At 67.2% G+C, this 22181-nt stretch carries 22 protein-coding genes; 8 read left to right on the forward strand and 14 right to left on the reverse strand.

What is annotated here, in order from left to right; translation table 11 throughout:
- Positions 1 to 42: 42 nt before the first annotated feature.
- The gene (locus tag GOQ09_RS02395; RefSeq protein WP_157611716.1) at positions 43 to 1182 is read right to left on the reverse strand and encodes an ABC transporter substrate-binding protein; all 1140 of its coding nucleotides are present in this window, start codon (positions 1180 to 1182) and stop codon (positions 43 to 45) included.
- A gap of 73 nt (positions 1183 to 1255) precedes the next feature.
- On the reverse strand, positions 1256 to 2686 hold the full coding sequence (locus GOQ09_RS02400; RefSeq protein WP_157616549.1) for an MFS transporter: 1431 nt from the start codon (positions 2684 to 2686) through the stop codon (positions 1256 to 1258).
- 189 nt (positions 2687 to 2875) lie between these two features.
- Between GOQ09_RS02400 and GOQ09_RS02405 the strand changes: the two genes are divergently transcribed.
- Positions 2876 to 4270 carry a zinc-binding metallopeptidase family protein gene (locus GOQ09_RS02405; protein WP_157611717.1) on the forward strand — a complete coding sequence of 465 codons (1395 nt, stop codon included), beginning with the start codon at positions 2876 to 2878 and terminating at the stop codon, positions 4268 to 4270.
- A gap of 24 nt (positions 4271 to 4294) precedes the next feature.
- Here the strand turns inward: GOQ09_RS02405 and GOQ09_RS02410 are convergent, their stop codons facing one another.
- The 6 genes from GOQ09_RS02410 to GOQ09_RS02435 all read right to left on the reverse strand — a co-directional run bounded on the left by GOQ09_RS02410 (position 4295) and on the right by GOQ09_RS02435 (position 9443).
- Positions 4295 to 4519, reverse strand: coding sequence for a cysteine-rich CWC family protein (locus GOQ09_RS02410; RefSeq protein ID WP_157611718.1), 225 nt, complete (start codon positions 4517 to 4519; stop codon positions 4295 to 4297).
- A 5-nt stretch (positions 4520 to 4524) separates the two neighbouring features.
- Positions 4525 to 5781: a 6-phosphofructokinase gene (locus GOQ09_RS02415; protein WP_157611719.1), complete on the reverse strand. Its 1257-nt coding sequence runs from the start codon at positions 5779 to 5781 to the stop codon at positions 4525 to 4527.
- Positions 5782 to 5836: 55 nt separating this feature from the next.
- Positions 5837 to 7000, reverse strand: a complete 1164-nt coding sequence (locus GOQ09_RS02420) for an acyl-CoA dehydrogenase family protein (RefSeq protein WP_157611720.1) — start codon at positions 6998 to 7000, stop codon at positions 5837 to 5839.
- A 7-nt stretch (positions 7001 to 7007) separates the two neighbouring features.
- Positions 7008 to 7814 carry an enoyl-CoA hydratase-related protein gene (locus tag GOQ09_RS02425; RefSeq protein ID WP_157611721.1) on the reverse strand — a complete coding sequence of 269 codons (807 nt, stop codon included), beginning with the start codon at positions 7812 to 7814 and terminating at the stop codon, positions 7008 to 7010.
- On the reverse strand, positions 7814 to 8992 hold the full coding sequence (locus tag GOQ09_RS02430) for an acetyl-CoA C-acetyltransferase (RefSeq protein ID WP_157611722.1): 1179 nt from the start codon (positions 8990 to 8992) through the stop codon (positions 7814 to 7816). The genes GOQ09_RS02425 and GOQ09_RS02430 overlap by 1 nt, the downstream gene beginning before the upstream one ends.
- A gap of 130 nt (positions 8993 to 9122) precedes the next feature.
- Positions 9123 to 9443, reverse strand: a complete 321-nt coding sequence (locus GOQ09_RS02435) for a DUF2917 domain-containing protein (protein WP_157611723.1) — start codon at positions 9441 to 9443, stop codon at positions 9123 to 9125.
- 82 nt (positions 9444 to 9525) lie between these two features.
- On the opposite strand from GOQ09_RS02435, the gene GOQ09_RS02440 reads away from it, so the two are divergent.
- A complete protein-coding gene (locus GOQ09_RS02440; protein ID WP_157611724.1) occupies positions 9526 to 10461 on the forward strand; it encodes a LysR substrate-binding domain-containing protein in 936 nt (311 codons plus the stop codon).
- Between the two features lie 23 nt (positions 10462 to 10484).
- Here the strand turns inward: GOQ09_RS02440 and GOQ09_RS02445 are convergent, their stop codons facing one another.
- Positions 10485 to 10991 carry a fasciclin domain-containing protein gene (locus GOQ09_RS02445; RefSeq protein WP_242631103.1) on the reverse strand — a complete coding sequence of 169 codons (507 nt, stop codon included), beginning with the start codon at positions 10989 to 10991 and terminating at the stop codon, positions 10485 to 10487.
- A gap of 217 nt (positions 10992 to 11208) precedes the next feature.
- Between GOQ09_RS02445 and GOQ09_RS26245 the strand changes: the two genes are divergently transcribed.
- Complete coding sequence (locus GOQ09_RS26245) at positions 11209 to 11655, forward strand: hypothetical protein (protein ID WP_242630964.1); 447 nt, start codon at positions 11209 to 11211, stop codon at positions 11653 to 11655.
- A gap of 13 nt (positions 11656 to 11668) precedes the next feature.
- Here the strand turns inward: GOQ09_RS26245 and GOQ09_RS02455 are convergent, their stop codons facing one another.
- The 4 genes from GOQ09_RS02455 to GOQ09_RS02470 all read right to left on the reverse strand — a co-directional run bounded on the left by GOQ09_RS02455 (position 11669) and on the right by GOQ09_RS02470 (position 15879).
- Positions 11669 to 12334 (reverse strand): L,D-transpeptidase, encoded by a 666-nt coding sequence (locus GOQ09_RS02455; protein WP_157611726.1) that lies wholly within the window; start codon positions 12332 to 12334, stop codon positions 11669 to 11671.
- 7 nt (positions 12335 to 12341) lie between these two features.
- A complete protein-coding gene (locus GOQ09_RS02460) occupies positions 12342 to 12650 on the reverse strand; it encodes a proteophosphoglycan ppg4 (protein WP_157611727.1) in 309 nt (102 codons plus the stop codon).
- Positions 12651 to 12774: 124 nt separating this feature from the next.
- Positions 12775 to 14949: a malate synthase G gene (locus GOQ09_RS02465; protein ID WP_157611728.1), complete on the reverse strand. Its 2175-nt coding sequence runs from the start codon at positions 14947 to 14949 to the stop codon at positions 12775 to 12777.
- Between the two features lie 189 nt (positions 14950 to 15138).
- Positions 15139 to 15879 carry an IclR family transcriptional regulator gene (locus tag GOQ09_RS02470; RefSeq protein WP_157611729.1) on the reverse strand — a complete coding sequence of 247 codons (741 nt, stop codon included), beginning with the start codon at positions 15877 to 15879 and terminating at the stop codon, positions 15139 to 15141.
- A gap of 120 nt (positions 15880 to 15999) precedes the next feature.
- On the opposite strand from GOQ09_RS02470, the gene GOQ09_RS02475 reads away from it, so the two are divergent.
- From GOQ09_RS02475 to GOQ09_RS02495, 5 genes are all read left to right on the forward strand, one after another.
- On the forward strand, positions 16000 to 16947 hold the full coding sequence (locus GOQ09_RS02475; protein ID WP_157611730.1) for a hydroxymethylglutaryl-CoA lyase: 948 nt from the start codon (positions 16000 to 16002) through the stop codon (positions 16945 to 16947).
- Positions 16940 to 18130: a CaiB/BaiF CoA transferase family protein gene (locus GOQ09_RS02480; RefSeq protein WP_157611731.1), complete on the forward strand. Its 1191-nt coding sequence runs from the start codon at positions 16940 to 16942 to the stop codon at positions 18128 to 18130. Before GOQ09_RS02475 ends, GOQ09_RS02480 begins: the two co-directional genes overlap by 8 nt.
- 37 nt (positions 18131 to 18167) lie before the next feature.
- On the forward strand, positions 18168 to 19100 hold the full coding sequence (locus GOQ09_RS02485) for a LysR family transcriptional regulator (protein ID WP_157611732.1): 933 nt from the start codon (positions 18168 to 18170) through the stop codon (positions 19098 to 19100).
- Positions 19101 to 19164: 64 nt separating this feature from the next.
- Positions 19165 to 19617: a DUF2214 family protein gene (locus tag GOQ09_RS02490; protein ID WP_157611733.1), complete on the forward strand. Its 453-nt coding sequence runs from the start codon at positions 19165 to 19167 to the stop codon at positions 19615 to 19617.
- Positions 19618 to 19624: 7 nt separating this feature from the next.
- Positions 19625 to 21667 (forward strand): fused MFS/spermidine synthase, encoded by a 2043-nt coding sequence (locus GOQ09_RS02495; RefSeq protein ID WP_157611734.1) that lies wholly within the window; start codon positions 19625 to 19627, stop codon positions 21665 to 21667.
- Positions 21668 to 21733: 66 nt separating this feature from the next.
- Here GOQ09_RS02495 and GOQ09_RS02500 read toward each other — a convergent pair whose 3' ends face one another.
- The gene (locus tag GOQ09_RS02500) at positions 21734 to 22105 is read right to left on the reverse strand and encodes a PsiF family protein (protein WP_157611735.1); all 372 of its coding nucleotides are present in this window, start codon (positions 22103 to 22105) and stop codon (positions 21734 to 21736) included.
- Between the last annotated feature and the right edge of the window lie 76 nt (positions 22106 to 22181).

A 22181-nucleotide genomic window follows, 5' to 3' on the forward strand; every position in this document is an offset into this window, starting at 1 on the left:
TAAAGCGCGAGCGCAGCCGCCGCGGACGAACCCGCCCAACGCTCAGCGAACGAAGCGGCCTTCAGGCGTGACGCGCACCATTTCGATGAAGCGCGAGCCGGTGGTGGCGCCGGTCGAAAAGTCGATGTCCATGCCGGCCAGGCGCAGCTTGAGCGCGCGCAGCGTGGCGTGCAGGCGGGCGCGCGTCAGGTCGCGGCCGGTGCGCTTGATCGCCTCGATCATCACCAGCCCGTTCAGGTAGCCCTCGAAGCTGCCGTAGCCCACCGGCACCTGGGCGCGCTCGGCCAGGCGGCGGTAGTCGCGCGTGACGGCCTCCACCTCGCCCCAGGGGTAGGGCGTGACCTGCGAAATGGCCAGCCCGCCCGCCTGCAGCGGAACCACCTTGGCCGTGACTTCGCCCGAGACGACCGACATGCCGTAGAACATCGGCTTGCTGCCGGCGGCATACATGGCCTTGATCACCTCGCCGGTCACCGTGCCGGCCAGGTACATCAGCACGGCCTGGGGTTGGCTGTCGGCAAGCGTCTTGCCCGCGGCGGCCGAGGTCGAGCCGTCGCCCTTCACCGCCACCACCACCGTGGGCGTCTGCTTGTGGGTGGCCATGGCCGCCTCGATCAGCTTGACCGCCTCGAGGCCGCCGGGGTTGTCCAGGTGGGCGATCGCGATCTTGCTCACGCCAATGGTCGACAGGTGCTCGACCAGTGCTTGCGCCTCGCGGGCGTTGCTGGCGCGCACGAAGTAGGCCGAGCCTGCCACGCGCTCGCGGGCGCTGTCGCCCACGCCGTAGCCGCCCACGCTGGGCGCGCCGCTTTGCTGCAGCAGCTTGGCCGCAGCGGACGTGGTGCCCGAGCCCACGCAGCCGAAGAAGGCGAACACGCGGTGGTCGTTCAGCAGCTTGCCGTAGTTTTCGAGCGCTTTTTCGGGCTTCAGCTCGTCGTCCAGCGCCACCAGCTTGATCTTGCGCCCCCCCACGCCGCCTTGTTCGTTGGCGGCATCGAAGGCCAGCGCAGCGCCGTTGTGCACGACCTTGATCTGCGAACCGAGCGGCCCGCTCAGCACGGCCGAGCTGCCGAGCAGGATCTCGGTGTCGGTCACGCCCATCTCGGCGGCGTGCGCCGATGAGAGGCGGGCCAGGCCCGCGGCGAAAACCGCCGATGAGGCGACAAAACTTCTGCGCTGCATGTAGATCACCCGTCTAAATTAACTAACAAGTATTAACAATTAGAAACGACGGGAATGAATGTCTACTAAGTGATTACCCTTCCTGTTGCGCCGGTTGACGCAACTGCCAAGCGGCACAAATGGCTATTGCGCACAGCGCCGCCAGCATCAGAAACACCTCGTCGAAAGCCGCCAGCCGCGCCGCGCTGCTCGTCGGGTTGGCGAGCGAATCGCCGTGCGCCGCCAGCCGCCACTCGAGCACGATGGCGCACAGGCTTACGCCGGCCGCACCGCCCAGCATGCGCAAGAAGTTGATGGCGCTGGCACCCTGCGGGATCAGCGGCTTGGCCAGTGGCCGCATCGAACCCAGGTTGAGCGAAGGCAGGATGAAGCCCAGCCCGATGCGCCCGATGATGGCAAATGCCACCAGGAGCCACAGGGCGCTGTCGAGCCTCAGCACCACCATCAGCGCGAAGGAGGCCGCCAGCAGCGCCAGCCCGATGCTCACCAGCAGCCATGTCGGCTGCCGGTCGGCCAAGCGGCCCACGCCCGCAATGGCCACGGCCAGCACGATGCCCGCCGGCAGCAGGATGGTGCCGACGTGCGAGGCCGACAGCTGCAGCCCCACCTGCATGTACACGGGCAGCAGGTAGGTCGAGCCGAACAGCGCCGTGCCGTAGATGAAGGCGACCACGCTGCCCATGGCGAACTGGCGGTACTGGAAGAGGCCCAGGTTCATCAGCGGCGTGCCGCCCGAGGACGCGAACCGGCGCTGCCACCAGATGAAGCCTGCAAAGGCCGCCAGCGCACCGCTCAGCAGCAGGGCGGCCTCGATGGGCGAGTCGCCGCGCAGCTCGACCAGCCCGTTCAGCAGGCAGAGCGTGCCTGCCGTGCCCAGTGCCAGGCCCCGCCAGTCGAGCCCGCTGCCGCGCGAGGCCGCCACGCCGCCCGGCGCCGTGGTGGGCACGAACTTGTAGGCCAGCCAGAGCGAGGCCAGGCAGAACGGCACCACCATGAAGAAGATCGAGCGCCAGCCGAACAGGTCGACCAGCACCCCGCCGATGCTCGGCCCGATGGCCGGTGCCAGCACCACGCCCATGCCGAAGATGCCGCTGGCGCGCCCCTGCTCGTGCGGCTCGAAGGCGCGCAGGATGATGATGGCCGGAATGGGCTGCACCACGCCGGCCGCAAGCCCTTCGGCCACGCGCGCCAGCAGCACCAGCGTGAAGTTGTTGGCCAGCCCGCCCGCCACGCCGCCCGCGAGCAGCAGCACCATGGTGCCGACGTAGGTGCGCCTGTAGCCGTAGCGCGACAGCAGCCACGGCGTGGTGAGCATCGAGACGGTCATGGCCACCATGAAGCCCGAACTCACCCATTGCGCCCGCTCCTGGCCCAGCGAGAAGTGGTGGCTCATGCCCGGGATCGCCACGTTGACGATGGTCGATGACATGATCGATGCCATCACGCCGACCATGACCGAGACCAGCAGGTACCAGCGGTAGCGCGGGCCGTAGCGTTCGCGCATGGTGCCGAGGGTGGGCGGGGCCGGCGGTGCGGCTTCGGGCGGGGAGTGGGCATCGTGAGGCGACGGCCCGGCTTGGATGCGGGTCTGTCGTCCTACAAGCATATCGGTCTTTGCGCGAATGGGCGCCGATGGAACGGCACGCACAATGCACGTGCTGTCCGCACTGCTTTCGAGAAAACAAAAAACGACATGGCCCCCCAATCCGATCAACCTGCCGTCCAACCCGGCGACCAAGCCGGTGCAGCTGATTCGCAGACGCCGCCCGCTGCGCCCAACCTCGCGGCCGAACTGGCCGCGCCCACCGTAAGCCGCGCCTACCGCTGCCAGTGCGGCCGGCCGGTGTTCCTGCGCAACAGCCAGTGCCTGGCCTGCGGCACGCCGCTCGGATACGTGATCGATCGGCTCGGCGTGGTGCCGCTCGCGCCCGTCGAAGAGGCCGGTGAAATCGAGCCGGCAGCGGAGGGCGAGCGCCCCGCGCCCGATACCTTCACGGTGTTCGGCAATCCGGACGGCAAGAGATACCGCCGCTGCGCCAACCTCATGACGGCAGCCAGCTGCAACTGGATGGTGCCGGCCCCGCGCGAGGGCGACGACCCTTCGTTCAACACCGACGGCCTGGCGCCGGGCTTCTGCCTGGCATGCAGCGTCAACCGCACCATTCCAGACCTTTCGGTGGAAAGCAACGGCGAGCTATGGCGCAAGCTCGAGCATGCGAAGCGTCGGCTCATCTCGCAGCTGCTGGCGCTCGGGCTGCCGGTGGTGAGCCGCCACGCCGATCCGGCGCACGGCCTCGCGTTCGACTTCTTGAGCAACATGCCGGGCAGCCCGCATGTGATGACAGGCCACGAGCACGGCGTGATCACCCTCAACGCAGAAGAGGCCGAAGATGCCGTGCGCGAACGCATCCGCGCCGAAATGCGCGAGCCCTACCGAACGCTGCTCGGGCACTTTCGCCATGAAATCGGCCACTACTACTGGGACCTGCTGGTGCAGCCCACGCAATGGCTCGACGAGTTTCGCGCGCTCTTCGGCGACGAGCGCGCCGACTACACCGCGGCACTCCAGCGGCATTACGAACAGGGGCCGCCGCCCGACTGGTCGATTCACTTCGTGAGCAGCTACGCGAGCATGCATCCGTGGGAAGACTGGGCCGAAACCTGGGCCCACTACCTGCACATGGCCGACACCACCGACACGGCCATGAGCTTCGGCGTGGACGCCACCAACGTCGAACTTGCGAGCGACCTGTTCACGCTCGAAGACCTGTGGCGGCCGGAGCATCCCGGCGCCGCCAAGTTTCTGGATTTTCTGAACGGCTGGGTGCTGCTCACCAATGTGCTGAACGAGCTGTCGCGCAGCATGGGGCAGCCTGATTACTACCCCTTCGTGCTGCCGCGCGCCGCCGTGGGCAAGCTGCAGTTCATCCACTGCGTGGTGACCGAGCAGCGCGACCGCGCCTCGTCCACAGCGGCTGCGCCGACTGTGCCGCAGCCGGAGGAGTCGCAGCCTGCCGCGCCGGCGAACGAACCGGCAGCCGAGCAGTCACAGGCGCAAAGCCAGCAGCAGAACTCAGCGCAGTTCTAAAAGGCCGGCAAGGCCCCTGGGAGCCTAGGATTCGACAGGCGTGCCTGCGGCGCAGCGCGCGCAGATGCAGGCCTTGCCGCGCATTTCCCGCGGCACCGCCGCCAGCGGTGCATTCCGAAAATCCGCCGCCATGCACCAGCAGGGCGATTGCGGCTCGCCGGTTTCGCGCGCAACTTCCATCGCGCAGCGATTCTGTTCGCCGCAGAGCGGGCAGCGCGTGGCGTCGATCGTGTCCAGTACAGCAGCCATGGCCGTCAGGCGAGCTCGAAGGCCGGCAGCTTCTTCGCCACGGCCACATTCCGGAGCGTTGCGTACACCGGCAGGCCGTTGCGGTAGGCGGGGTAATCCTCGCCCTCGATCAACGGCAGCAGGTAAAGCCTGCACTTGTCGGTAATGCCGTAGCCGTCTTCCGAAATGAAGTCGCGCGGCATCGGCTTTTCGACATTCGCCACCGCATCGAGCGGTGCGCTGCCGATGCGATAGGTGTAGGGCGCGTCAGAGGTACGCTCGATGGTCGGCATGACCGCGTTGTGGCCTTCCAGCGCGAGCTCGACCGCGCGCTGCCCCAGCTCGTAGGCCTGCCGAACGTCGGTGGCCGAGGCAATGTGCCGCGCCGCGCGCTGCAGGTAGTCGGCCACGGCCCAGTGGAACTTGTGGCCCAGCGCATCCTTGACCATTTGCGCCACCACCGGTGCCGCACCGCCGAGCTGCGCATGGCCGAACGCATCGCGCGTGCCTTGCTCGGCCAGGAAGGTACCGTCGGGGTAGTGGCAGCCTTCGGACACCACCACCGAGCAGTAGCCGTGCTGCTTCACCAGTTCGTCCACCCGCGCGATGAAGCGTTCCTTGTCGAATTCGATCTCGGGGAACAGCACCACCACCGGAATGCCGTGGTCCGCCGCGAGCCCGCCTGCCGCCGCAATCCAGCCTGCATGGCGCCCCATCACCTCGAGCACGAACACCTTGGTGGAGGTGGCCGCCATCGAACGCACGTCGAACGAGGCTTCGAGCGTCGACACCGCCACGTACTTGGCCACCGAACCGAAGCCCGGGCAGCAGTCGGTCAGCGGCAGGTCGTTGTCGATGGTCTTGGGTACATGAATGGCCTGCAGCGGGTAACCGAGCGACTGCGACAGCTGGCTCACCTTGAAGCAGGTGTCGGCCGAATCGCCGCCGCCGTTGTAGAAGAAGTAGCCGATGCCGTGCGCCTTGAACACCTCGATGAGCCGCTCGTACTCGCGCCGGTTCTTCTCGAGCGACTTGAGCTTGTAGCGGCACGAACCGAAGGCGCCCGAAGGCGTGGTGCGCAGCGCCGCAATCGCCTCGTCCGGTTCGGCGCCGGTGTCGATCAGCTCTTCGGTCAGCGCGCCGATGATGCCGTTGCGCCCGGCGTAGAGCTTGCCGATGCGGTCCGGGTGTTTTCGTGCCGTCTCGATCACGCCGCAGGCCGACGCATTGATGACCGAGGTGACGCCGCCCGACTGGGCGTAGAAGGCGTTGAGGATGGGCATGCGGCCATTCTCCCGCAGCCTCAAGCCAGACGCCAGTGTCTGGCTTCGGCAGGTTTCAGCGTCCGCCGAGTCCCATCGACCGCGTGATCACTTCCTTCATGATCTCGTTGGTGCCGCCGTAAATGCGCTGCACCCGCGCATCGGCGTAGGCCCGCGTGATCGGGTACTCCCACATGAAGCCGTAGCCGCCGTGCAGCTGCACGCATTCGTCCATCACCTTGCACTGTAGGTCGGTGGTCCAGTACTTGGCCATGCTGGCGGTGGCGGTATCGAGCTTTTCGGCCATCAGCAGCTCGATACATTTGTCGACGAACACCTGCGCCACCTGCACCTCGGTCTGCAGCTCGGCGAGGGTGTAGCGCGTGTTCTGGTAGTTGCCCACGGGCTGCCCGAACACCTTGCGCTCCTTCACGTAGGCCACGGTCTGGTCGATGGCAGCCTGCGAAGCCGCCACCGCGCCGATGGCAATCTGCAGCCGCTCCCAGGGCAGTTGTTCCATCAGGCAAACGAAGCCGCGGTTCAGTTGCGCGGCGTCGCCGAGCAGTGCGTCTGCCGGCAGCCGCACGTCGTTGAAGAACAGCTCCGAAGTGTCCTGCGCCTTGAGCCCCAGCTTCTTGAGCCGCTTGCCTTTTTCGAAGCCCGCCATGCCGCGTTCGACCAGGAACAGGCTGGTGCCCTTCGCGCCCGCAGCCGGGTCGGTCTTGGCGACCACGATCACGAGGTCGGCATGCCAGCCGTTGGTGATGAAGGTCTTGCTGCCGTTGAGCAGGTAGCTGCCGTCAGGTTGCCGGATCGCGCTGGTCTTGACCGCCTGCAGGTCGCTGCCTGCGCCGGGCTCGCTCATGGCAATGGCGCCCACCATCTCGCCGCTCGCGAGCTTGGGCAGGTAGTGCTGCTTCTGCGCCTCGGTGCCATAGCGCAGGATGTACGGCGCCACGATCTCGCTGTGCAGCCCGAAGCCGATGCCCGTGAAGCCGCGCGCCCAGAGCTCCTCGAACTGGATCACCGAATAGAGCAGGTCGGCGCCGGCGCCGCCGTATTCCTCGGGCAGCGCCATGCAGAGAAAGCCGTTCTCGCCGGCCTTGGGCCACACGGCGCGGTCGACGTAGCCCTGTTCTTCCCACGCCTCGTGAAAGGGCGCGATCTCGTTGTCCATGAAGCGGCGGAAGCTGTCGCGAAACGCTTCGTGGTCGGCGCTGAAAAGCGTACGTTCGATCATGGCTGCCTCAGCGCCCCGGGAATGTTGGCGGGCGCTTCTGCAGGAAGGCGCTCACGCCTTCTCGGAACGTTGGCCGGTCGATCAGTTCGCGCTGGCGTTCGCTTTCGTAGTGCAGTTGTTCGGCCAGCGTGTGGCGCTCGGCGGCCTCGAAGGCGTCGCGCGCCTCCATGACCGCGTGGGCCGGCAGGCGGGCGAGGCGCTGCGCAATCGCGCGTGCTTCCTCGAGCAGCTGCTCGTCGTCGGCGCAGGCCCAGATCAGGCCCCACTGCACCGCGCGGCCGGCGCTCAGGCGCTCGTCGAGCAGTGCCATGCCCATGGCGCGCGCCCTGCCGGCGCGCCGCGGAATGGCCCAGGTGCAGCCCAGGTCGGGCACGATGCCGAGCTTGGGCAAGAAGGGCAGGTAGAAGTAGGCGCTGCGCGCCGCAATCGTCACGTCGGCCGCCAGTGCCAATCCGACACCCGCGCCCGCCGCGGCGCCGTTGACCGCGGCCACCACCGGCACAGGCAGCGTGCGCAGCGTTTCGATCAGCGGGTTGCTGAGCGACTGCATCCATTCGGCGGTCTGGTCGCCAAGCGACTTGCCTTCTTCGCCGGGCGTCATGGCGCTCAGGTCCGCGCCCACGCAAAAGGCCTTGCCGGCGCCGGTCAGGATCACCGCGCGTACTTCGCGGTCGTCGCGAATGCGTTCCAGCGTGTCGCGCAGCTCGATCTGCAGTTCGCGCGCAATCGGGTTCAGCTTGGCCGGCAGGTTCAGAGTGAGCGTGGCGATGCCGTCGGCCAGTTCATGGAGAACGTAGGGTTGCTGCACAGTCATCAGAGCCTTTCCACGATGGTGACGTTGGCCATGCCGCCGCCTTCGCACATCGTCTGCAGGCCGTAGCGCTTGCCGCGGCGGCCGAGCGCATGGATCAGCGTCGTCATGAGCTTGGTGCCCGAGGCACCGAGCGGATGGCCGAGCGCAATGGCGCCGCCGTTCACGTTGAGCCGCGCCGGGTCGGCGTCGAGCGTCTGCAACCAGGCAATGGGCACGGGCGCGAAGGCTTCGTTCACTTCGTACAGGTCGATGTCCTGGATGCGCATGCCGGCCTTCTTCAGTGCGCGCTGCGTCGCGGGCAGCGGAGCCTCCAGCATGATCACCGGGTCGTGCCCCATCACGCTCATGTGGTGAATGCGCGCGAGCGGCTTCACGCCGAGCGCCTTCAGGCCGCGTTCGTTCACCACCAGCACGCCGCTCGCGCCATCGCAGATCTGGCTCGCGGTGGCCGCGGTGCAGCGCCCGCCCTCGGCGATCAGCTTCACGCCCGCGATGCCCTCCAGCGTGGCGTCGAAGCGGATGCCTTCGTCCACCGTGTGCTGCTCGCCGGTGCCGGTGCCGTCCGCCAGCAGGATCTCGATCGGCACGATCTCGTCGCCGAACGCGCCTTCGCGGCTCGCCGCAATCGCGCGCCGGTGGCTTTCGAGCGCGTAGCGGTCGAGCTCGTCCTTCTCGATGCCGTAGTTCTTCGCAATCATCTCGGCGCCGGTGAACTGGCTGAACTCCACACCCGGATAGCGCTGCTTCATTGCCGGGCTCATGTAGGTGCCCAGGCCCGCCTTGGCCGGCAAGGCATTGGGCGTGAACATAGGCACGCGCGTCATGCTTTCGACGCCGCCCGCAATCACCGCGTCCATGCTGCCCGACATCACGGCCTGCGCCGCGAAATGCAGCGCCTGCTGCGACGAGCCGCACTGCCGGTCGACCGAGGTGCCCGGAACCGATTCGGGCAGCCTGGATGCCAGCACCGCATTGCGCGCGATGTTGGTTGCCTGCTCGCCCACCTGGCTCACGCAGCCAAGAATCACGTCTTCCACCGCCGCCGGATCGATGCCGCTCCTGGCCACCAGCGCGTCGATCACCTGCGCCGCCAGGTCGGCCGGATGCCAGCCCGCGAGCTTGCCGCCGCGTCGCCCACCGGCCGTGCGCGCCGCGGCCACGATGTATGCCTCTGCCATGGTTATGTCCTTCTTCAAAAGAAAACAGCGTGAATCGGGCGCCCAACGCAAAAAAGCCGCCCGTCACGACGGCGGCGTTCAGTGCTTGGAAAGTCCATGGCATCGAGGTTCGATGCCGGGCGCGCTCAGGTCAAGCCGGGGACAACCCGAGAGAAGGCAGTCGCCAAGGCGACCGGCGGCTCGCCCGCGTTGGCAGCGGCATGGCGGCCGGCTGTGCGTCGGAGATGGTGATGCACGAAGACTCCAGCGCCGAAACCAGCACGCGGCGGTGGTCGGTGCCTTCGAACCGCTCGCCCGGTGCAAGCACGATGTCGCGCGGATCGTGATCGAGCGTCACCCAGACCGAGCCGCTGCGGCATTCGATGCCCACCCCGGCGCCGTCGGGAACCGCAAAGATGGAACGGGTCGGCAGGCTGACATGAAAGCGCGAAGAAAGGTGTTGGGTGCTCATGGCAAGCTCCATTGCATTCGTGATACGAATGAATATAGTGATCTGGCCCTTCTCTTACACGCGGTAATTCGGAACTCGTTGCATGCATCCAGAGAATGCGAAAACCCTTGGCACCATGGGCGGCGAGCTTCCGCCGCTGGAGCTGCTGCGCAGTTTCGAGGCCGCGGCGCGGCGGCTGAGCTTCACGCTGGCGGCGGGCGAGCTGCATCTCACGCAGTCGGCCGTCAGCCGCCAGATCCAGCAGCTCGAAGCCAGCCTTGGCGTGCTGCTGTTCGAGCGCCGGCACCGCTCGCTGGCCCTCACCGAGGCGGGCGGCGTCATGCAGCGAGCCGTGACCGACAGCCTGGAGCGCCTGCGCGACGCCACGGCGAGGCTGCGCGCGACCTCCGCGCCGCGGCAGGTGGCAATCACCAGCACGCCGGGCTTCGCGTCGTTCTGGCTCATCCCAAGGTTGGCGCGCTTCACCGAAAGCCACCCGCAGGTCGACGTTCGCGTGTCGGCCACGCTCGAGGTGCTCGACCTGGAGAGCAGCCGCATCGACCTGGCGGTGCGCTTCGTGCCGATCGGCCGCGGCATCGGAACGGCGCTGTTCGAGGAATCGGTGATCCCGCTGTGTTCGCCGCAACTCGCCGCGTCGCTGCGCGAGCCGTCCGATTTTTCGAAGCTCACTTTGCTGACGGTGGACTATCCCGATCACGGCGAGGCCCCCACAGTCGACTGGGAGCCCTGGCTTCGGGTGATGGGGCTCGAGCACCTGCGCGTGAAGAGCACGCTGCGCTTTACCCTGTACACCGATGCCGTGGCCGCCGCTGTCGCAGGCCAGGGCGTGGTGATCGGCCGGCTGCCGCTGCTGCGCGATCTGGTGCAGACGGGCCGGCTGGTCGCGCCGCTCGGCGAAGGCGCGGCCTCGCACCGCGGCTACTTCGTCGAAACCTCGAGGCGCGCCGCGGGCAACCGCGACGCGCAGGAGTTTGCGCAGTGGCTGCGCGAGGAAGCCGAGGCGGCGCAGCGAGGCTGACGAGACCGCCGAGCGCCGGGTGATCAGCCCGGCAGCAGCACCTTGTCGACAACGTGGATCACGCCGTTCGACTGGTACACGTTGGCAATGGTCACCGTTGCCGTGCCGCCCGTGGCGTCGCTCACCCTCACGTTGCTGCCGCTCATGGTGGCGGTCAGCGTGCCGCCGCTCGCGGTCTTCAGCGTGGCCTTGCCGCCGCCCGTCTTGATGGCGCTCATGAGCGCGGCGCCGTCCATCCTGCCGGGCACCACGTGGTACGTCAGCACCTTGGTAAGCGTGGGCTTGTTCTCCGTCTTGAGCAGCGTGTCGACCGTGCCGGCCGGCAGTGCCGAGAAGGCCGCGTTCGTCGGCGCGAACACGGTGAAGGGGCCGGGGCTCTTGAGCGTGCCCACCAGGTCGGCGGCCTTCACCGCGGCGACCAGCGTGGTGTGGTCCTTCGAATTCACCGCGTTGTCCACGATGTCCTTCGTCGGGAACATCGCGGCACCGCCGACCATGGGGTTGGGCGTGGTGGCGCCGCTCATGCCCATGCCGCCCGCGCAAGCGCCAAGCAGGACCGAAACGCCGATTGCGATCACGAGTTTTTTCATTGAGGACTCCTGGTAAGAATGTTCTTGAAGACAGCTGTGGAAACCGCCGGCAGCTCGGAGGCGCGATGCGCTCGAGACCTATACGAGGCGTGGGCGCATTTGGATTCGCGTGGGCTTTGCGCCACATCGGCGCGTGCGGAACTTGCGCGCGGCACGCGTGCTCGCCAGAATCCGCCTTCCTTTTTCGGCAACAGTTTTTTATTCGCGCCCGGCGACGACCAACCTCCCGGGCGGCAACTCACTCAATGAACCGTTTCCTGAACACCTGACCCGCACACCGACCGCCCCGGCCGGACGTGCATCCATGCATCCGCCGAGGCCCATCGACAAAGGCCCCGCGCAGCCATTCGCCGGGGCCTTCTTGTTTTTGGAGTGTGCGCACATGAGTGCTCAACGAAAGGCCCGCGACGACGGAAAGCGTCTGGGCCGGTTTTATTTTTCGGTGCCGAGCGCGGCGGCACCTCGCAACCCGGTCCTGGCTGCCATCGCACGCGGCGAGGCAAATCAGAAGGCGGGCCGCCATTTGCGCACGCACCGCGCGGAGCGGCGTGCGCAAAAGGTGGCATTGCAGAAGGCCGCGCGCAGCCTCGGGCGCGAGGACTGACGCGCCGGAAGAATCAGCGCGCCGGGGGCGCCTCGGACCGGGCGGTCGAAGTTTCAAACAGCGTGCTCGCCGGTCTCGTCTCCGGCAGCACGTAGATCACGGCCTTCGCGGTGCCGAACGACGGCTTCACATGCGCGTCGTAAAAGGCCGCCGGCACGTTGATGCAGCCGTAGGAAATGCGGTTGTCCGCTGCGGTCGGCGTGGCCAGGCGTTCGAGCCGCCGCTCGGCCTTGTTGGTCGCCCGCACGCGATGCATCGACACCGCCGCGTCGTAGTCGACCCAGACGATGTCTTCGCCTGAAAGATTGCGGCCCGGCTCGCTGACGAAGCGGCCTGCGGGCGTGGTGCGCTCGTCGTCGCGGATGTCGGCCATCTGGCGCTCGCCGATGCCTGGCACCGAGTGGTCGCCCTTCGCAAGGCCGAGCAGGATGGGCGAAGACGCCCGCCGCTTGCCGTCCGCATCGAAGATGTGGACCACGGCGGCTTTCTTGTCGACGATCGCGAACGGCGTGCCCTGGTTGTCGCCGGTGGTGCGAACCCAGCCGGCGACGGTTTCGGTATCGCGAGAAACCGCCGGCGACGAATGCGCCGGCGGTGCCGCGCTCAGCAGTGAAGCGAGCGCAGCAATGGCGATGCCGGAAGCGAGGCCGCGGCTGCGGCCATCAGAGCCGACCCGCATCGCGCGATCAGTTGCGGTCGGCACGTGCCATGCGCATCGAGCCTTGCGAACCGCCCTGGTTCGACATGTCCTGGCCGGTGCTCGGCGACGTGGTCGCCTGGTTGGTCGTGGTGCCGCCGGTAGAGCCGGACATCGTGCCTTGATTGGTGGCCGGCGTGCCGGTGGTGCCCATCGGGGTGTTCTGCTGCGTCTGCTGGCCGGCACCGGTTGCCGGATTCGGCGAGCCGGTGGTCGGCGGATTGCCCTGTGCAATGGCGAACCCGGCGGCGCTGGTAAGGGCGATGGTGGCCATGGTCATCTTGATCGAACGGGTCATGTGTATCTCCTTGGATGGAATGAATGAATCGATCGCTCGATGGAGCAACCGATAGTCAAACTAGCCTCGGTACACGACCGCGCGGTCGGTGGGCTGCGCGGTCAGCTGTAGGACGGCGGGCGTCTCAGGCGCCCGCCTTCACCTTCAGCCGCCATGCATGCAGCAGCGGTTCGGTGTAGCCGCTCGGCTGCTCGATGCCCTTGAACACCAGGTCCTGCGCAGCCTTGTAGGCGGCCGAGGTGTCGAAGTTGCCGGCCATCGGCTGGTACACCGGGTCGCCCGCGTTCTGCTCGTCGACCACCTTGGCCATGCGCTGGAAGGCCTCGTCCACCTGCGCCTTGGTCACCACGCCGTGCAGCAGCCAGTTGGCGATGTGCTGGCTCGAGATGCGCAGCGTGGCGCGGTCTTCCATCAGGCCCACGTTGTGGATGTCGGGCACCTTGGAGCAGCCCACGCCCTGGTCGATCCAGCGCACGACGTAGCCAAGGATGCCCTGCACGTTGTTGTCGATTTCCTGCTGCTTCTCGGCATCGGTCCACTTGGCTGCCGGCGCAATGGGCACTTGCAGCAGCGCGTTCAGGATGTTGTCGCGCTCGGCGTCGGCGTCGATCTTTTCGAGCTCTAGCTGCACGGCCGTGACGCTCACCTGGTGGTAGTGCAGCGCATGCAGCGTGGCCGCGGTGGGCGAGGGCACCCAGGCGGTGTTGGCGCCGGCCTTGGGGTGCGCAATTTTCTGCTCGAGCATCGCGGCCATCAGGTCGGGCATGGCCCACATGCCCTTGCCGATCTGCGCCTTGCCGCGCAGGCCGCACGAGAGGCCGACCAGCACGTTGTTCTTTTCATACGCGCCGATCCACGCGCTCGACTTCATGTCGCCCTTGCGGATCATCGGGCCGCCCTGCATGGCGGTGTGCATCTCGTCGCCGGTGCGGTCGAGGAAACCGGTGTTGATGAAGGCCACGCGCGCGGCGGCTTCGGCAATGCAGGCCTTGAGGTTGACGCTGGTGCGGCGCTCCTCGTCCATGATGCCGAGCTTCACGGTGTTGGCGGGCAGGCCGAGCAGCTGCTCGACGCGGCCGAACAGTTCGCTCGCAAAGGCCACTTCGGCCGGGCCGTGCATCTTGGGCTTGACGATGTAGATGCTGCCGGTGCGCGAGTTGCCCTTGCGCTTCAGGTCGATCATCGCGATGGTGGTGGTCACCACGGCATCGAGAATGCCTTCGGGAATTTCCTTGCCGTCCGCATACAGCACGGCGGGGTTGGTCATCAGATGGCCCACGTTGCGCAAGAACATGAGCGAGCGGCCGTGCAGCTTCACGGGCTTGCCGTCGGCGCCGGTGTATTCGCGGTCGGGGTTGAGGCCGCGCGTGAAGGTCTTGCCGCCCTTGGCCACTTCTTCGGTGAGCGTGCCCTGTACGATGCCGAGCCAGTTTGCATACGCGAGCACCTTGTCGGCCGCATCGACCACGGCCACCGAGTCTTCGAGGTCGAGAATGGTCGAGAGCGCAGCTTCGAGCACCAGGTCGCTCACGCCGGCCGCGTCGGTCTTGCCGATGGGCGTGCTGCGATCGATGCGGATGTCCAGGTGAATGCCGTTGTGCTTGAGCAGCACCGAAGACGGCGAGGCCGCATCGCCCTGGTAGCCCACGAAGGCGGCGGGGTCGCGCAGCGTGGTGCTGCTGCTTTGCAGCGCAATGTGCAGCTGGCCGTCTTTCACGCTGTAGCCGGTCGCCATCTTGTGCGAACCGTTTTCGAGCGGCGCGGCCTGGTCGAGCACGTTGCGCGCAAATTCGATCACCTTGGCGCCGCGCACGGGGTTGTAGCCCTTGCCCTTTTCGGCGCCACCGGTTTCGGGAATGGCATCGGTGCCGTAGAGAGCGTCGTACAGCGAGCCCCAGCGCGCATTGGCGGCATTGAGTGCGTAACGCGCGTTCAGGATGGGCACCACCAGCTGAGGGCCGGCCTGCAGCGCGAGTTCGGAGTCGACGTTGGCTGTGGTGGCCTTCGCGCCCTTGGGCTGCGGCAGCAGGTAGCCGATTTTTTCGAGGAATGCGCGGTACGCCGGCATGTCGGCAATCGGGCCGGGGTTCTTCTTGTGCCAGGCGTCGAGCTCGGCCTGCAGGCGGTCGCGTTCAGCCAGCAGCGCGATGTTCTTCGGCGCGAGGTCGCTCACGATGGCGTCGAAGCCCTTCCAGAAAACATCGCTGGCCACACCGCTGGCCGGCAAGACCTTTTCTTCGATGAAGCGGTGCAACTCGGTCGCGACCTGGAGTCCGTGGGCGGTGGTGCGGGCGGTCATGTTTTTCTCCTGGAGAACGATTCAATGTGGACGGAACAGGAGGCGATGTCTGTCAGAACAGCGCTGCGCCGTGGTTCCATGCAAGGACTTTATTCGATACTTTGCTAGCCTGTAAGAGCCGAAAGCGTGATTTATCAGTGACAAAAATGACGGTAATTGCGAGTTCTTAGCGCTCGCTCCGTCGCGTTTTCAGCTCATTCCGCTGAGCTGGCGGGCCGCGGCGCGCACCGGCTCTATATGGCGAGCGTCGTAGCGGTGCGCGGGCATGGTCAGCGTCACCGCCGCGGCCAGGCGGCCATCGGCATGGAACACGGGCGCCGAAATGCCCGCCAGTTCGGCCGTGCGGTCGCCCACCAGCGCGCAGTAGCCCTGCGCGCGAATGGCGTCGTACAGCTTCCGTTCCTTGGGGCTGCGCGGCTGTTCGGCTTCTGGGCCGAAGGCGATCAGCACGCGCGCACCGGCGCCGCGGTCGTTGGGCAGCAGGTCGCCCGCGCGCACGTGGTCGCGCACCACATGCGACGAATCGACGCGGAACTGGCACAGCCGCACCCAGCTGTCGCCCTGGCCCTGCCGCACGTGGTACGCCGCGCTTTCGCCCGTGGCCGCAGCCAGAGCGCGCAGCACCGGCAGCACGATGCGGTCGAGCGAGAGCGACGCCGAATAGAGGCCGTGCAGGCGTGCGATCTCGGCGCCGAGCGCATAGCGCCCGTCGTCTTGCCGGCGGATCAATCGCGCATGTTCGAGCGAAGCCAGGAGACGCAGTGCCGTGCTCTTGTAGAGCTGGGTGCGCTCTGCAAATTGCGCGAGCGACAGCGCCTCGTCGCCGGGCTGGAAAGCCGAGAGCAAGCTCAGTGCGCGGTCGACCGCCGCGGCGCCGCCGGGGGCGGCGTTGAGGTCGGAAACCGATTCGGTCTGGGCTTTGCGGGGCATGGCGTTGGCTTGACAGCGAAAGTCGTTTGGCGGTCTAATTCTGTTTAATGGAATTTAGTTCTGCTAGATAGAACTGTCAAGCGATCGGGGCAGCCGATCGCTCCAAGGAGACAAGAGTCGATGACACCTCCCGATGTTGTGATCAGCGAGGTTGGCCCGCGGGACGGCCTGCAATCGGTCAAGGCCACCATGCCCACCGCCGGCAAGCTGCGCTGGATCGACGCGCTCTACGCCGCCGGCGTGCGCGAGATCGAGGTCGCCTCCTTCGTGCCCGCCAGGCTGTTGCCGCAAATGGCCGATGCGGCAGAAGTGGTGCGCCATGCCGCTACGCTGCCCGGCTTGGTGGTGATGGCGCTGGTGCCCAACCGCAAGGGCGCTCAGGCGGCGCTCGAAGCCGGCGCGCACAAGCTCACCATGCCGGTGTCGGCCAGCGTGGCGCACTCGCTGGCCAACGTGCGCAAGACGCCGGCCGAAATGGTTGATGAAGTGCGCGCCATTTCCGAGTTGCGCCGCCAAACGGCACCCGAGGTGCTACTCGAAGTCGGCATTTCCACTGCTTTCGGCTGCACGCTGCAGGGGCTGGTGCCCGAAGACGACGTGATCCGCCTGGCCGCGCAGTGCATCGAGGCCGGCGCCGAGGAGGCCGGCCTTTCGGACACCGTGGGCTATGCCAACCCGGCGCAGGTGCGCCGGCTCTTCAAGCGCCTGCGCGCCGAACTCGGCCAACACGCCGGCGCGGCCCACATGCACAACACGCGCGGCCTCGGTATCGCAAACTGCCTTGCGGCGTGGGACGAGGGCGTGCGCACCTTCGACGCCTCGCTCGGCGGCCTCGGCGGCTGCCCCTATGCGCCCGGCGCCTCCGGCAATGCGGTCACCGAAGACCTCGTCTTCATGTTCGAAGCCATGGGCGTTCGCACCGGCATCGACATCGAAAAACTCATTGCGGCGCGCGCGCCGCTCATGGCTGGCCTGCCGGGCGAACCGGTCTACGGCATGACGCCTGAAGCCGGCCTGCCCAAGGGTTTTGTCCAAGGCCCTGTCCAGGAAACCAACCCACATGCCTGAATCCAATCCGCTTCCCTATGCCGGCGTTCGCGTCGTCGAGTTCACCCACATGGTCATGGGCCCGACCTGCGGCCTGCTGCTGGCCGACCTTGGCGCCGAGGTCATCAAGGTCGAGCCCATCGAGGGCGACAGCACGCGCCGCCTGCTCGGCTCGGGCTCGGGCTTCTTCCCGACCTTCAACCGCAACAAGAAGAGCATTGCGCTCGACCTCAAGACGCCCGCAGGCGTGGAGGCCGCGCTGCGCCTCGTCGCCACGGCCGACATCGTGAGCGAGAACTTCAAGCCCGGCACCATGAAGAAGCTGGGCCTGGACTACGACAGCCTGAAGCAGCTCAACCCGCGCCTCATCTACGTGAGCCACAAGGGCTTTCTGCCGGGCCCGTACGACCATCGCACCGCGCTTGACGAGGTGGTGCAGATGATGGGCGGCCTGGCCTACATGACCGGCCGCGCCGGCGATCCGCTGCGCGCGGGCACCAGCGTGAACGACATCATGGGCGGCATGTTCGGCGCCATCGGCGCCATGGCCGCGCTGCGCCAGCGCGAGCTCACCGGCAACGGCTGCGAGGTGCAGTCCGCGCTGTTCGAGAACAACGTGTTCCTGGTCGCGCAGCACATGATGCAGTTCGCCGCCACCGGCAAGGCGGCCGACCCGATGCCCAGCCGCATTTCCGCCTGGGCGGTGTACGACGTATTCACCGTGAAAGACGGCGAGCAGATCTTTCTCGCCGCCGTGAGCGACAAGCAGTGGGCGATCTTCTGCAAGGCCTTCGGGCTGGAAGAAATGCTGGCCGACCCGCGCCTGAAGACCAACAACGACCGCGTGCTGGCGCGCGAATGGATGATGCCCATCCTGCGCTCGCACCTGGCCGGCCACAGCGCCGCACAACTCAGCGCGGTGTTCGAGCAGAACGAGCTGCCCTTCGCGCCCATCACCAAGCCGCAGGAGCTGTTCGACGACCCTCACCTGAACGCCACCGGCGGGATCGCGCCGGTTCGCATGAACGACGGCCACATGGCCAAGGTGCCGCTCATGCCCTTCACGCTGGATGGCAAGCGCCCCGGCATCCGCATGCAGCCTCCGCGCATCGGCGAGCACACTGCCGAGCTGCTGAAAGAGGTGGGCTACAGCGACAGCGAAATCGCCGCCTTCGAGGCGCGCCGGGCTGGCGCTGCCGGGTGAGCCCAAGGCAAGACCCGGAAGATATAGTTCGGGCGCCATGGACCGCCTGAAGCAACTCGAATCCTTCGTCTCGGTGGCGACCCGCGGCGGTCTCACGGCCGCGGCCAAGGCCGAGGGCGTGGCGCCCGCCATCATGGGGCGACGCCTCGACGCGCTGGAGGCCAGGCTGGGCGTGAAGCTGCTGGTGCGCACCACGCGGCGCATCACGCTCACACACGAAGGCAGCGCCTTTCTCGAGGACTGCCAGCGCCTGCTGACCGAATTCGCCAATGCGGAGGCCAGCGTGAGCGCCGGCGGCGTCAAGGCCAGCGGGCACTTGCGCGTCACGGCGCCGGCGGGCTTTGGCCGCCGCCATGTGGCGCCGCTGGTGCCGCGGTTCCATGCGATGCACCCCGAAGTCACGATCTCGCTCAACCTCAGCGACCGCGTGGTCGACGTGCGCGGCGAGAGCTTCGACTGCGCGGTGCGTGTGGGCGACATGCCCGATTCGTCGCTGGTGAGCGTCCGGCTCGCCGACAACCGGCGTCGCTGCGTCGCCACGCCCGAATTCGTGCGCCGCCACGGCATGCCCAAGCACCCGAGCGAGCTGTCGCGCTTCGCCTGCCTCACGTTGTCGAGCGATGCCTCGCAGACGCGCGGCTGGGCATTCCGCCTGCCGGCCGAAGAGGGCGAGGGCGGCGACGAACTGATCTACCTGCGGCCCGAGGGCCCGCTCGATTGTTCCGACGGACAGGTGTTGCACGACTGGTGCCTGGCCGGCCACGGCATTGCCTGGCGCAGCACCTGGGAGGTCGAGGCCGAGATCGACGCGGGTTTGCTGGTGCCGCTGCTCGATGATTTCGCCGCGCCGCCCAACGGCATCTACGCCGTGTTCACGGGCACCAAGCACCTGCCGCTGCGGGTGCGGCTGTGGCTTGATTTCCTCAAGGAGCAATACGGACGCCCCGAATTCTGGGGCGGAAGAGGGTAAAGCCGCCCGAGCGGCGGCACAATGCGCAAGCATTTGCAACCCCATTGAAGAAGAAAGCCGTTCGATGACCCTCGAAGCCATCCTTGCCTACCTGCACTTGCTGGCCATCCTCACGATGGTGGTGTTCATTTCGAGCGAAGCGGCGCTGTGCCGCGTGCAGTGGCTCAATGCCGCCGTGGTCGAGCGGCTCGCCAAAGTCGACCTGGTCTACGGCATGGCCGCCATTGCGGTGCTCGCGACCGGCATTGCCCGCACGGTGTGGGGCGTGAAGGGCACCGCCTGGTACTGGACCAACCCGCTCCTGCACGTGAAGCTCGGCCTGTTCATCATCATCGGCGTGCTCTCGATCTTTCCGACGCTCACCTACTTCCGCTGGCGCAAGGCTCTGCGCGCCAACGGCACGCTGCCGACCGAAGACGATGTGAAAAAAACGCGCAAGCTGGTCATGGTGCAGGCCCACCTGATTGCGGTGATTCCGCTGGTCGCCGTGTTCCTTGCGCGCGGCTTCGGCAAATAGGGCCGGCATGGAACGCGCCGGCATCCAGTTCCTGTTTGCCGGCACCATCTTCAGCAGCGCGTTCCTGCTGTTTCTCGTCCAGCCGCTCATCGCCAAGCAGATCCTGCCTTGGTTCGGCGGCTCGGCCGCCGTGTGGTCGATCTGCATGGTGTTCTTCCAGGCGGTGCTGCTCGCGGGCTATGCCTATTCCGACTGGGTGACGCGGCATCTTCGCGTTCGCACGCAGGCCGCGTTGCACGTGGGCCTTCTGCTTGCGAGCCTGGCATTCCTGCCGCTGGTGGTGGCCGCCCACTTGAAGCCTACGGGCGACGAAGACCCCACGTGGCTGATCCTGGGCCTGCTGCTCGCGACCATCGGGCTTCCCTACTTTCTGCTTTCGACCACCGGGCCGCTGGTGCAGTCGTGGGTGGCGCGCACGCCCTGGAGCGCGCGGGTGTACCGGTACTTCTCCCTGTCTAACCTGGCCTCGCTGCTGTCGCTCCTGAGCTATCCGGTGCTGATCGAGCCGCGCAGCTCGCTGCTCCGGCAGGCGCAGGGGTGGTCGTGGGGCTATGGCGCGTTCGTGGTGCTTTGCGCGGGCACGACCCTGCTCGTGGCGTACCGCTGGTCGGAAGCCCTGCCGGCACCGGCATCGCCGGCGGCAGCGGCTGCGGCGGGCGGGGAGGCGCCTCCGCGCTGGTCGGACGCGCTGCTCTGGCTCGCCTTGCCGGCGCTCGCGTCGTGGCTGCTGCTGGCCGTGACCAACCACATCACCCAGAACGTCGCCGCGGTGCCGTTTCTCTGGATCTTGCCGCTGTCGCTGTACCTGTTCACCTTTGTGCTGTGCTTCGAAAGCGACCGCTGGTACCGGCGCGGCGTTTTCCTGCCGCTGGCGGCGGGCGTGCTGGTGCTGTGCGCCTTCGGCCTGCAGCACCACATCGGCTCGGACGTGCGCACGGGGCTGCCGATCTATGTGGGCGGCCTGTTCGTGCTGTGCATGTTCCTGCACGGAGAAACCGCAAGGCTGCGGCCTGCGCCGCGCTATCTCACGCGCTTCTACCTGATGCTCTCGCTGGGCGGCGCCATCGGCGGCGCCATGGTCGGGCTGGTCGCACCGCACGTGCTGCCCGCGTACTACGAACTGGGCATCGGGCTCACGCTCACTGCGCTGGCTGCCGTGGCCGTTCTGCGCCATCGCCTGTGGCTGCGGGTTTCCGGCGTGGCCCTGGCGGCCTGCTGCGTCTTTTTCCTGGTGGCGCAGATCCGCAGCGACAGGTCCGGCGCGCGCCACCTGATGCGCAACTTCTACGGCGCACTGATCACCTTCGATGTGCGCCGCGCCAACCCTCCGAGCTACGTGCGGCTGCTGTCGCATGGTTCCATCAAGCATGGCGAACAGTTTCTCGACCCGCTCAGGCGGCGCGAGCCCACCACCTATTACGGCGCCACCTCGGGCATCGGCCGGGCCATGGCCGCCGCGCCGGGCGGGCCGCGCCGCGTGGGGCTGATCGGCCTGGGCGCGGGCACGCTTGCGAGCTACGGCCGAAGCGGCGACGTCTACCGCATCTACGAGATCAATCCGCAGGTGTTCGAGCTGGCGGACAGCGAGTTCACCTTTTTGCGCGACAGCCCTGCGAAGACAGAGCGCGTGCTCGGCGATGCGCGGCTGGCGCTGGAGCGCGAAGCGCCGCAGGGCTTCGACCTGCTGGCGGTCGACGCTTTCTCGGGCGACGCAGTGCCGGTCCATCTGCTTACAGCCGAGGCGATGGACGTCTACTTGCGCCACATGAAGCCCGACGGCATCGTGGCCTTTCACGTGTCCAACCGCTATCTCGAACTCGCACCCGTGGTGGCGCGAATCGCGGCGTTGAAAGGGGTGCACGCGGTGCTGGTGAGCGACGACGCCAAGGATTCGAAGTGGCTCAACTCGACCGATTGGGTGCTGGTTGCGCGCGATCCGGGCGTGCTGGCGCGCGAGCCGCTGCGCGGCGCGGCTTCGCCCATCGCGCTTCCGGCCGATACCCGCCCCTGGACCGACGACTTCAACAACCTGCTGGGCGTGCTCAAGTAGCGCCCATGAAAAAGCCCCGCCGGCGCGGGACCGGGCGGGGCTTGTTTCAGAAAAGCGCGGCTGGTGTCAGGCCTTGGCGCTCAGGCATTCCTTCATGAAGGCCTTGCGCGCGTCGCCCTTGAGGGTCTTGGCCTTTTCGTCGGCGTTGCAGGTCTTCATCTTTTGCTGCTGGGTCTGCTTGGCGGTCATGGCCGGCTTGGCGCTCAGGCAGCTCTTCATGAAGGCCTTGCGTTCGTCGCCTTTCTTGTCGCCCGCTTCCTGGTTGCAGGTTGTCATCTTGCTTTGCTGGGCGGTGGGGGCCTTGGCCGCCGGGGTGGCCGGCGTCGCGGGGGTGGCGGCCGGGGCGACGACCACAGGCGCGGGCGCCTTGTCTTGCGCCTGTGCGGCGCCAAAGGAAAGGCAGGCGCCCAGGGCGACCAGGGAAAGGAGCTTCTTCATGGTGATATGTCCTTGCAAGATTGGGTTGTGACAGGTGCCCCGCCCCCGGGGCCGCCCATCCTAACGGGCGGGGGCA

The sequence above is a fragment of the Variovorax paradoxus genome (genome assembly GCF_009755665.1).
In the GTDB taxonomy this organism is placed as follows: domain Bacteria; phylum Pseudomonadota; class Gammaproteobacteria; order Burkholderiales; family Burkholderiaceae_C; genus Variovorax; species Variovorax paradoxus_G.

Coding starts and splice junctions, on each gene's coding strand:
- GOQ09_RS02395 (WP_157611716.1), bottom strand. CDS start 1,182: ATGCAGCGCAGAAGTTTTGTCGCCTCATCGGCGGTTTTCGCCGCGGGC.
- GOQ09_RS02430 (WP_157611722.1), bottom strand. CDS start 8,992: ATGGCAGAGGCATACATCGTGGCCGCGGCGCGCACGGCCGGTGGGCGA.
- GOQ09_RS02495 (WP_157611734.1), top strand. CDS start 19,625: ATGGAACGCGCCGGCATCCAGTTCCTGTTTGCCGGCACCATCTTCAGC.
- GOQ09_RS02460 (WP_157611727.1), bottom strand. CDS start 12,650: ATGACCCGTTCGATCAAGATGACCATGGCCACCATCGCCCTTACCAGC.
- GOQ09_RS02420 (WP_157611720.1), bottom strand. CDS start 7,000: ATGATCGAACGTACGCTTTTCAGCGCCGACCACGAAGCGTTTCGCGAC.
- GOQ09_RS02405 (WP_157611717.1), top strand. CDS start 2,876: ATGGCCCCCCAATCCGATCAACCTGCCGTCCAACCCGGCGACCAAGCC.
- GOQ09_RS02435 (WP_157611723.1), bottom strand. CDS start 9,443: ATGAGCACCCAACACCTTTCTTCGCGCTTTCATGTCAGCCTGCCGACC.
- GOQ09_RS02475 (WP_157611730.1), top strand. CDS start 16,000: ATGACACCTCCCGATGTTGTGATCAGCGAGGTTGGCCCGCGGGACGGC.
- GOQ09_RS02480 (WP_157611731.1), top strand. CDS start 16,940: ATGCCTGAATCCAATCCGCTTCCCTATGCCGGCGTTCGCGTCGTCGAG.
- GOQ09_RS02425 (WP_157611721.1), bottom strand. CDS start 7,814: ATGACTGTGCAGCAACCCTACGTTCTCCATGAACTGGCCGACGGCATC.
- GOQ09_RS02470 (WP_157611729.1), bottom strand. CDS start 15,879: ATGCCCCGCAAAGCCCAGACCGAATCGGTTTCCGACCTCAACGCCGCC.
- GOQ09_RS02455 (WP_157611726.1), bottom strand. CDS start 12,334: ATGCGGGTCGGCTCTGATGGCCGCAGCCGCGGCCTCGCTTCCGGCATC.
- GOQ09_RS02465 (WP_157611728.1), bottom strand. CDS start 14,949: ATGACCGCCCGCACCACCGCCCACGGACTCCAGGTCGCGACCGAGTTG.
- GOQ09_RS02410 (WP_157611718.1), bottom strand. CDS start 4,519: ATGGCTGCTGTACTGGACACGATCGACGCCACGCGCTGCCCGCTCTGC.
- GOQ09_RS02490 (WP_157611733.1), top strand. CDS start 19,165: ATGACCCTCGAAGCCATCCTTGCCTACCTGCACTTGCTGGCCATCCTC.
- GOQ09_RS02445 (WP_242631103.1), bottom strand. CDS start 10,991: ATGGGCATGAGCGGCGCCACCACGCCCAACCCCATGGTCGGCGGTGCC.
- GOQ09_RS02415 (WP_157611719.1), bottom strand. CDS start 5,781: ATGCCCATCCTCAACGCCTTCTACGCCCAGTCGGGCGGCGTCACCTCG.
- GOQ09_RS02485 (WP_157611732.1), top strand. CDS start 18,168: ATGGACCGCCTGAAGCAACTCGAATCCTTCGTCTCGGTGGCGACCCGC.
- GOQ09_RS02500 (WP_157611735.1), bottom strand. CDS start 22,105: ATGAAGAAGCTCCTTTCCCTGGTCGCCCTGGGCGCCTGCCTTTCCTTT.
- GOQ09_RS02440 (WP_157611724.1), top strand. CDS start 9,526: ATGCATCCAGAGAATGCGAAAACCCTTGGCACCATGGGCGGCGAGCTT.
- GOQ09_RS02400 (WP_157616549.1), bottom strand. CDS start 2,686: ATGCGCGAACGCTACGGCCCGCGCTACCGCTGGTACCTGCTGGTCTCG.